We start from the raw sequence: 6,819 nt of genomic DNA, 5'->3' as shown, positions 1-6,819 counted from the left end.
GCGCGTCGAGGGCGGCCGGATCGTGGCGCGCGCCGAGGGGTTCGGCGCCTGCCACGCCGCCGCTGTCGGTCCCGGGCCCGCCCGTTCGTCGGGTGGGTGAACCGGCGGAAGGAGCACGAGGTGGACGTCGAAACCGCGGTCGCCGAAGCGTTCCGCGACGAGTGGGGCCAGGTCGTGGCCACGCTCATCCGGGTCACCGGCGACTGGGACCTGGCCGAGGAGTGCGCCCAGGAGGCGTTCGCCCTCGCCCTGCGCACCTGGCCCCGCGACGGCGTCCCGCGCAAGCCCGGCGCCTGGCTGACCACCGCCGCCCGCAACCGCGCCACCGACCGGCTCCGCCGTGACGCCGTCGGTGCCGCCAAGCTCGAGGAGGCCGCCCGCGTGCACGTCCCCGGCGAACCCGCACCCGACGACGACAGCGGCGTCACCGACGACCGGCTGCGGCTGATCTTCACCTGCTGCCACCCCGCGCTGGCCACCGAAGCCCAGGTCGCGCTCGCGCTGCGCACCCTCGCCGGCCTGTCCACCGCAGAGATCGCCCGCGCCTTCCTCGTCCCGGAAGCGACCATGTCGCAACGGCTCGTGCGGGTGAAGCGCAAGATCCGCCACGCCCGCATCCCCTACCGCGTCCCGCCCGCGCACCTGCTGCCCGAACGCACCAACGCCGTGCTCGGCGTGCTGTACCTGACGTTCAACGAGGGCTACTCCGCCAGCGCCGGACCCGACCTGCAGCGCCCCGACCTCGCCGCCGAAGCCGTCCGCCTCGCCCGTGTCCTGGCCGGGCTGATGCCCGACGAACCCGAAGCACTCGGCCTGCTCGCGCTGCTGCTGCTCCAGCACGCCCGCCGCGCCACCCGCGTCGGCGACGACGGCGAGCTCGTCCCGCTCGAAGAGCAGGACCGCGCCCGCTGGGACACCGAGCGCATCACCGAAGGCACGCAGGTACTGGAGACCGCGTTGCGCCGCCGCCGGCCCGGGCCGTACCAGATCCAGGCCGCCATCGCCGCCTGCCACGCGACCGCGGCCCGCGCCGCCGACACCGACTGGCCGCAGATCGCCGGCCTCTACGGCGAGCTGCGCAAGTTCGTCCCCAGCGCCGTCGTCGACCTCAACCGGGCCGTCGCGGTCGGCATGGCCGACGGCCCCGAAGCCGGCCTCGCCCTGCTCGACGACCTGGACCTGCCGAACTACCACCTGCTGCCGGCCACCCGCGCCGACTTCCTCCGCCGCCTCGGCCGCCACGACGAAGCCGCCCGGTGGTACGCCGCCGCACGCGAGCTGGCACCCACCGACGCCGAGCGCGCCTACCTCACGCGGAGGATTTCGGAGACGCTGTCTTTCCCGGGAGCTCCCGTTCGTCGGGTGGACGAACCCCGACCGGAGGAGACCCCATGACCACCCTCGACGTGCCCGGCGCCACCCTCACCTACGACGTCACCGGCAGCGGCCCCGTCCTGCTGCTCGTGCCCGGCGGCGCGGCCGACTCCACCATGTTCGCCCCGATCCGCCCGATCCTCGCCGAAGACCACACCGTCGTCACCTACGACCCCCGCGGCATCTCCCGCAGCCCCCTGCACGGCGAACCGGGCTCCGACACCATCCGCGAACACGCCGACGACGTCCGCCGCCTGCTCACCGAGGTCGGTCCCGCCGACGTCCTCGCCAGCAGCGGCGGCGCGATCACGCTGCTCGAGCACGTCGTGCGCCACCCCGGCCAGGTCCGCACCGTCGTGCTGCACGAACCGCCGGTCACGCGTTACCTCGGCCCCGACGTCCTCGACGGCCCGGACATCCCGGCGATCTACCGCGAGCACGGCATCGGCGCCGCCATCGCCGCTTTCATGGAGATGGCCGGATTCGACATCGCCCCGCCCACCGACCCCACGCCCGAAGAACTCGCCCAGATGAAGGTGATGGAAGGCAACTTCGCCTACTTCTTCGGGCACCTGATGGCCGCGATCGGCGCCTACGAGCCCGACCTCGACGCGCTGCGGGCGACGTCCGCGCGGCTGGTCGTCGGCGTCGGGGAGAAGTCCGCCGGCCTGCCCGCCCACGAATCGGGCCTGGGGCTGGCCGCTGATCTCGGGCTCACCGCCGAGCTGTTCCCCGGCGACCACGGTGGCTTCCAGGCCGAGCCGGTCGCTTTCGCCTCGCGCCTGCGCGCCGTCCTGGAAGGATGCTGACATGCGGTACCTGCTGATGATCGCCGGCGACGAGAGCGCCGAAGAACACCAGAACGACGGCTGCGGCGGCTGGGGCGAGGACCTCGAACGCCGCGGCAAGATCCACGGCGGCGGTGGCCTGCGCCCGCCGTCGGAAGCCACGACCATCCGGGTGCGCGACGGCGAAGTCCTGCTCACCGACGGGCCGTTCACCGAGGCCAAGGAACAGATCGGCGGCTTCGTCGTGATCGAGTGCGACGACCTCGACGAAGCCCTCGAGATCGCGGCCAAGCACCCCGCCGCCACCTACGGCAGCATCGAAGTCCGCCCCATGCTCGGCCCGGAGGACTTCGCCTGATGCCCGCGATCGTCGAGCGGACGGCCCAGCGGTACGTCGCCGAACGCGCCACCGTCACCATCCCGGAGTTCCCGCGCATCGCCGACCGGCTGCCGCCCCTGATCGGGACCCTCGCCGCGAACGGCGTCGCCCTGGCCGGAGCGCCGTTCTTCCGCTACCGCGTGCTGCACCCCGGGATGCGGTTCACCGTCGAAGCCGGCGTACCCGTCGACGGCGGCTTCGAGGCGGAAGACCCGGCGTTCGCCGACGAACTTCCGGCGGGCCGCTACGGCCTCGACACCTACGTCGGCGCCCCGGACGGACTGGCCGCCGCGACCGCGTCGGTCCTGGAGTGGGGCGCGGCCGAGGGCATCGACTGGGACCGCCGCGAAGGACCCGACGGCGAAGAGTGGGGCTGCCGCCTGGAAGTACTGCGCAGCAACCCCCTCGAAGTGCCCGACCCCGCCCAGTGGGTCACCGACCTGCTCTTCCGCATCGCCGACTGATCAGCCGCGCCGGGTGAGCACGGCCGCGACCAGGCAGCCGAAGCCGGCCGTGCTCACCACCGCGCGCACGACGTTCCAGCGCACCCACACGGCCTCGAACTGGGCCCGGACCGCCGCGTAGTCGTCACCGCCGGCGTCCAGCGCGTTGTTGAGCGGGACGTTCACCACCCCGGTGATCACCAGCATCGCCACCAGGAACGCGAACCCGGCGATCACCCACGGCCGCGCGCCGGTGTCGAGGAACACCGCCCCGCCCGCCAGCACGGGCGCGCCCAGGAACGTCAGCATGAACACCGGGTTCAGGATCGCGACGTTGATCCCGCGCATCCCCTCGACGAACGTCTTGTCGTCCCCGCGCGCCAGGCCCGGCATGACCGAGCAGGCGTAGGCGTAGAACAGCCCGGCGATCAGCCCGGCCGCGACCAGCGCGGCCACCAGCACCACAGTGGACATCGGTTTCCCCTTCTCCTTCACCGGGCCCAGACCCCGGTCGCCGCGGCATCCCGCGCGTAGTCCGCGAAATCCGTCGCCGGGCGGCCCAGCACCCGCTCGACGTCGGTCGTCAGCGACGCGTTGCGGCCGTCGAGAACCCGGCCGAACAGCTCGACCAGCGCGCCGACCTCGTCCTCCGGCACCCCCTGCGCGGCCGCTCCCGCGGCGAACTCCGCCGCGGAAACCGGAACATAGCGGACATCCCGCCCCGAGGCGGCGGAAATATCGGCGGCGGCGTCGGCGAAGCTCAGCAACCGCGGTCCGGTCAGCTCGTACAGCTGCCCGGTGTGCCCGGGCTCGGTGAGCACCTTCGCCGCCACGTCGGCGAACGGCTCCGTCACCGTGCCCGCCGGCAGCGCGATCTCGCCGCCGCGCACCGCGTCCAGGAGGAAGTGCTCGCTGAAGGTCTGCGCGAACCAGCTGCACCGCCGGACCGTCCGGCCGGTGCCGGCGTCCCGCACGATCCGTTCGCACGCCTCGGCTTCCTCCTCGCCGCGGCCAGCTCGGAGAACGCAGCGTCGACGCCGTCCAGCACGGGCTTCCAGCTCTCCCGGTCACGCCAGTCGAACGGCGGTGCCCCGCGCCGCGAGGTGATCCGCACCGGCAGGCCGCGTTCCGCCACGCGGCGCCCGGTCCCGCCCACCACCAGGAAGTTCGTTGTCATGGCACTGAGTCAACCGGCCGACAGTGAGACTCTCCATAGTTCAGAACCTCGATGGCATGTTCCAGCGTCTACACTTCGGCGCATGGACCCGCTTGCCGCGCTCCTCGACGGCCCTCGCGCCCACGGCGCCTTCCTGCTGCGCTCGGTCCTGACCCCGCCGTGGTCGCTGCGCATTGAAGACCGGGCACCCCTGACCGTCGTGGCCGTGGTCCGCGGCGAAGCGTGGATCGTGCCCGACGGCGGCGAAGCGGTCTCGATGGGCGAGGGCGACGTCGCGATCGCCCGCGGACCCGACCCGTACCTGGTCGCCGACCAGCCCGGGACGCCACCGCAGGCGATCATCCTGCCCGGGCAGGAGTGCCGGACGCCCGACGGCGGGCACCTCACCGAGCTGACCGGTCTCGGCGTCCGCACCTGGGGCCACGGCACCGACGGCCCGGTCGTGCTGCTCACCGGGACGTACACGATGGAAGGCGAGTTGAGCAAACGGCTGCTCGCGGCCCTGCCCACCCTGATCGTGCTGCGGGCGGCCGACTGGCCGACCCCGCTGGTGGCGCTGCTCGCCGCCGAGATCGGCCGGGACGTGCCGGGGCAGGAAGCCGTCCTCGACCGGCTGCTCGACCTGCTGCTGATCGCGGCCCTGCGGGCCTGGTTCGACCGGCCGGACACCGCGGCACCTGCCTGGTACCGCGCCCACGAAGACCCGGTCGTCGGCCAGGCGCTGCGGCTGCTGCAACACCAGCCCGCCGAACCGTGGACGGTCGCGGAACTCGCTTCGGCCACCGGCATTTCCCGCGCGGCGCTGGCCCGCCGCTTCGCCGTGGCGGTCGGCGAGACCCCGATGGCCTACCTGACCGGCTGGCGGCTCGCGCTGGCCGCGGACCTGCTGCGCCAGCACCGGGAAACCACGATCGGTTCGGTGGCCCGCCAGGTCGGGTACGGCAGCGCGTTCGCCCTCAGCACGGCGTTCAAGCGCGAGTTCGGCGTCAGCCCGCAGCAGTACCGGACGCGGGAACCAGCGTCGTGAGGGCTTCCCCGGTGGCGCCGTCGAACGGCACCGAGCTGTGTTCGTGCACGATCTTCCAGCCGTCTTCACCCCGCTGAAACCCGACGGTGGCGCGCACCCACATCGACACCTCGGTGCCGTCGGTCATGGTGCCGGTGACCTGGAAGAGGTAGTGCGCGAACGCGACATCGCCGCCGGTGACCACCTCGAGGTCCCGGATCCGCAGGCCGATCTCCGTGCGGTAGGCGCCGAACCACTGGGTCAGCCGGGCCCGTTCGGCGTCGCGTCCCCGGTCGCACAACCCGCCGACCGCATCGAACAGCGTGACGTCCTCGGCGTACTGCGCGACGAGGGCCTCGACGTCCTTGGCCGCCACGGCCGCGATCCGGGATTCGATGAGCGCGGCGGTCATTTCAGCGCCTCGCCCAGCCGGTCGAGCCAGTCGCCCGTGCCCTGCTCGCGCCACTCCGGCTGCTCGGCGCCGTCGAGGAAGGTGCCCTGTTCGGTCAGCACCAGCCGGGTGCCGTCGCCGTCGGCTTCGAATTCGACCGTGGTGATCGAGACCGTGGCGAGCGCGGTCCCGCCGCTCAGCGTCGTGGCGTAGACGATCCGCCGCTCGGGGACGATGTCGTGGTATGTCGAGACGACGCTCAGCTTCGTGTCGTCCGGGCCGAGCGCGTCGACGGTTTCCGTGCCACCGACCCGGAAGTCCAGGGTGTGCGTGCCGTCGGGGACGAACCAGTGCACCTTCGCGGCCGGGTCCGACCACGCGGCGAAGACGCGCTCCGGCGGTACGGGGTAGGTGCGTTCGAGGGTGAAGGTGGCGTGCTTGACGGTCATGACGTGCTCCCTTCCGAGGTCCCCGGCCCGGCGAGGAAGTCACCGAGCCGGTCGAGCCTGCCCTCCCACGTGGTGCGCTGCCGTCCCAGCCAGTGCTCGCCGGCGCGCAGCACCTCCGGTTCGATCCGGCAGGTGCGGACGCGGCCGACCTTCTCCGACCGCACGATCCCGGCGGTCTCCAGCACTTGGAGGTGCTGCACGACCGCGGCCAGCGACATGGTCAGCGGCTCGGCCAGCTCACTGACCGACGCCGGCCCGCGCACGAGCCGCTCCACCAGCGCCCGCCGCGTCCGGTCGCCCAGGGCGCGGAACACCAGGTCCAGCGACTCCTCATGGTTAAGCATCTACTTAAGTTACGTCCGGGACCGGCGGTTGGTCAAGTAACTGCTTAAGTGTTTCGGGTAGCTCCGGCGTGTCGCGCAGGACGGCGAGCACCCGGGTCAGCTCACGCTCGGCCGCGTCACCTCGGCTCACGGCGGCCCGGAGTTCGGCGCCGAGGTTCGTGGTGGTCTCGTGCATCGACCGGACGGTCTGTTCGTGCGCGGCCTGCGTCTCGGCGAGCCGCTGGTCGTACCCGGCGCGCAGGCGTTCGGCGTCGACCCGGGCGCGGTCCTCCTGCGCCGCGACGGCTTTGGCGTGGTCCGCGCGAGCGGCGTCGAGTCGTTCCTGAACGGCGTCCACGCGCCGTTCGGCCGCCTCGGCCCTTGCGGCGACAGCGTCGGTACGGCCGCGTTCCTCGTCGGCGGCCTTGTGGGCGGCAGCCAGCTCGGCGGTCAGTGTCGCGATCGCCGCGGCGCGTTCGCCGGCCAACG

Annotated in this window: 9 protein-coding genes and 2 pseudogenes; 5 read left to right on the top strand and 6 right to left on the bottom strand. The window is 72.9% G+C overall.

Annotated features, from left to right (window positions below):
• Positions 1 to 120 precede the first annotated feature (120 nt).
• Genes G3I65_RS48305 through G3I65_RS48290 form a run of 4 tightly spaced genes read left to right on the top strand, consistent with a single transcriptional unit; the run spans position 121 to position 3,005 of the window.
• Positions 121 to 1,395: an RNA polymerase sigma factor gene (locus tag G3I65_RS48305; RefSeq protein WP_160702238.1), complete on the top strand. Its 1,275-nt coding sequence runs from the start codon at positions 121 to 123 to the stop codon at positions 1,393 to 1,395.
• Positions 1,392 to 2,183, top strand: a complete 792-nt coding sequence (locus tag G3I65_RS48300) for an alpha/beta fold hydrolase (RefSeq protein ID WP_160702236.1) — start codon at positions 1,392 to 1,394, stop codon at positions 2,181 to 2,183. Before G3I65_RS48305 ends, G3I65_RS48300 begins: the two co-directional genes overlap by 4 nt.
• Before the next feature lies 1 nt (position 2,184).
• Positions 2,185 to 2,520, top strand: a complete 336-nt coding sequence (locus G3I65_RS48295) for a YciI family protein (RefSeq protein ID WP_160702234.1) — start codon at positions 2,185 to 2,187, stop codon at positions 2,518 to 2,520.
• On the top strand, positions 2,520 to 3,005 hold the full coding sequence (locus G3I65_RS48290; protein WP_160702232.1) for a GyrI-like domain-containing protein: 486 nt from the start codon (positions 2,520 to 2,522) through the stop codon (positions 3,003 to 3,005). The genes G3I65_RS48295 and G3I65_RS48290 overlap by 1 nt, the downstream gene beginning before the upstream one ends.
• On the opposite strand, the gene G3I65_RS48285 is transcribed toward G3I65_RS48290, so the two are convergent.
• Positions 3,006 to 3,458 (bottom strand): DUF1772 domain-containing protein, encoded by a 453-nt coding sequence (locus G3I65_RS48285; RefSeq protein ID WP_160702230.1) that lies wholly within the window; start codon positions 3,456 to 3,458, stop codon positions 3,006 to 3,008. It abuts the gene before it with no gap.
• A 17-nt stretch (positions 3,459 to 3,475) separates the two neighbouring features.
• Positions 3,476 to 4,161 (bottom strand): annotated as a pseudogene (locus G3I65_RS48280) (NmrA family transcriptional regulator).
• A gap of 82 nt (positions 4,162 to 4,243) precedes the next feature.
• On the opposite strand from G3I65_RS48280, the gene G3I65_RS48275 reads away from it, so the two are divergent.
• Complete coding sequence (locus G3I65_RS48275) at positions 4,244 to 5,188, top strand: AraC family transcriptional regulator (RefSeq protein WP_160702228.1); 945 nt, start codon at positions 4,244 to 4,246, stop codon at positions 5,186 to 5,188.
• On the opposite strand, the gene G3I65_RS48270 is transcribed toward G3I65_RS48275, so the two are convergent.
• From G3I65_RS48270 to G3I65_RS48255, 4 genes and pseudogenes are all read right to left on the bottom strand, one after another.
• On the bottom strand, positions 5,148 to 5,579 hold the full coding sequence (locus G3I65_RS48270; protein WP_160702226.1) for a nuclear transport factor 2 family protein: 432 nt from the start codon (positions 5,577 to 5,579) through the stop codon (positions 5,148 to 5,150). The two genes, G3I65_RS48275 and G3I65_RS48270, sit on opposite strands and share 41 nt — an antisense overlap.
• Entirely contained in the window at positions 5,576 to 6,007 is a 432-nt protein-coding gene (locus G3I65_RS48265) for an SRPBCC family protein (RefSeq protein WP_160702224.1), read from the bottom strand. Before G3I65_RS48265 ends, G3I65_RS48270 begins: the two co-directional genes overlap by 4 nt.
• Positions 6,004 to 6,351 carry a helix-turn-helix transcriptional regulator gene (locus tag G3I65_RS48260; RefSeq protein ID WP_160702222.1) on the bottom strand — a complete coding sequence of 116 codons (348 nt, stop codon included), beginning with the start codon at positions 6,349 to 6,351 and terminating at the stop codon, positions 6,004 to 6,006. The genes G3I65_RS48265 and G3I65_RS48260 overlap by 4 nt, the downstream gene beginning before the upstream one ends.
• Before the next feature lie 4 nt (positions 6,352 to 6,355).
• Positions 6,356 to 6,819: pseudogene (locus tag G3I65_RS48255) on the bottom strand (hypothetical protein); the annotation flags it as partial.

The organism is Amycolatopsis sp. SID8362, assembly GCF_010550475.1.
Taxonomy (GTDB): Bacteria; Actinomycetota; Actinomycetes; order Mycobacteriales; family Pseudonocardiaceae; genus Amycolatopsis; species Amycolatopsis eburnea.
Note: the sequence above shows the minus strand (reverse complement) of the source record. Positions and strands in the feature narration are given on the sequence as shown.

What these genes read in the sequence shown, in the direction of transcription:
- G3I65_RS48300 (WP_160702236.1), top strand. Translation starts at nt 1,392, where the DNA reads ATGACCACCCTCGACGTGCCCGGCGCCACCCTCACCTACGACGTCACC.
- G3I65_RS48295 (WP_160702234.1), top strand. Translation starts at nt 2,185, where the DNA reads ATGCGGTACCTGCTGATGATCGCCGGCGACGAGAGCGCCGAAGAACAC.
- G3I65_RS48290 (WP_160702232.1), top strand. Translation starts at nt 2,520, where the DNA reads ATGCCCGCGATCGTCGAGCGGACGGCCCAGCGGTACGTCGCCGAACGC.
- G3I65_RS48285 (WP_160702230.1), bottom strand. Translation starts at nt 3,458, where the DNA reads ATGTCCACTGTGGTGCTGGTGGCCGCGCTGGTCGCGGCCGGGCTGATC.
- G3I65_RS48275 (WP_160702228.1), top strand. Translation starts at nt 4,244, where the DNA reads ATGGACCCGCTTGCCGCGCTCCTCGACGGCCCTCGCGCCCACGGCGCC.
- G3I65_RS48270 (WP_160702226.1), bottom strand. Translation starts at nt 5,579, where the DNA reads ATGACCGCCGCGCTCATCGAATCCCGGATCGCGGCCGTGGCGGCCAAG.
- G3I65_RS48265 (WP_160702224.1), bottom strand. Translation starts at nt 6,007, where the DNA reads ATGACCGTCAAGCACGCCACCTTCACCCTCGAACGCACCTACCCCGTA.
- G3I65_RS48260 (WP_160702222.1), bottom strand. Translation starts at nt 6,351, where the DNA reads ATGCTTAACCATGAGGAGTCGCTGGACCTGGTGTTCCGCGCCCTGGGC.